The sequence below is a fragment of the Paenibacillus sp. FSL R7-277 genome (genome assembly GCF_000517965.1).
GTDB classification, from domain to species: domain Bacteria; phylum Bacillota; class Bacilli; order Paenibacillales; family Paenibacillaceae; genus Paenibacillus_AQ; species Paenibacillus_AQ silagei.
In genome coordinates this window covers 1-682 of the sequence record NZ_ASPX01000060.1, presented here as the reverse complement: position 1 = coordinate 682, position 682 = coordinate 1, and the positions used below count along the sequence as shown (strand labels likewise).

Sequence of the window (682 nt, the reverse complement as noted above, 5' to 3'; positions counted from 1 at the left end):
CCGCCGCCGCAGGCGAAGGCGGCGGTGACACGGGCGCCGCCGGACGCGCAGCGGCGGCGAAGCTGCTGCCCGCGGCGGAGCGCACGCGGGATGCGGCGCGCAGCGCCGACTGGGCCGCGGCGGCGGAAGCCTACCGCGCCGTGGTGAACGGCTGGACGCCAGTGGAACGAGGCATCCGGGCGGACAATCCCGCCGTCTACGGCTTGCTGGAGACGAAGATGAGCCTGCTGCGCATTGCGCTGCAGGCAGAGCCGGTCCGCGGAGAGGCCGCGCGGGCGGAAGCGGAAGCGCTGGTGACGCTGCTGTCCGGCTACAGCGAAGGCCAAGCCGTCGATACCAGTGGCGCGCCAGCGGAGCCGGCTTCCATTGAAGGGCTGATCAGCTATCTGAAGCAAGCTTCCGCCTCTGCCCAGGCCGGCGACAGCGCAGCAGCCGCTGATATAATGGAGCAATTCATTGCTGCCTGGCCTTCGGCTGAAGGCCAGGTCCAGCTGGCCTCACCCAAGGTCTATGCCAGCATCGAGAACAAGAGCACCGCCGTCACCGGTTATCTGCTCTCCAGCCCTCCGAAGCTGGACCAAGCGCTATCGCTTATGGACACAATGCTATCTGAGCTGACGCCGCTGGCCGGGGAACAGACTTATACCGCATGGGATGCGGCACTCATTCTGCTGCGCGAGGG

General features: G+C 67.6%; 1 pseudogene. It reads left to right on the top strand.

The window, feature by feature from the left end:
• Positions 1-682, top strand: a pseudogene (locus C173_RS34505) (iron permease); the annotation flags it as partial.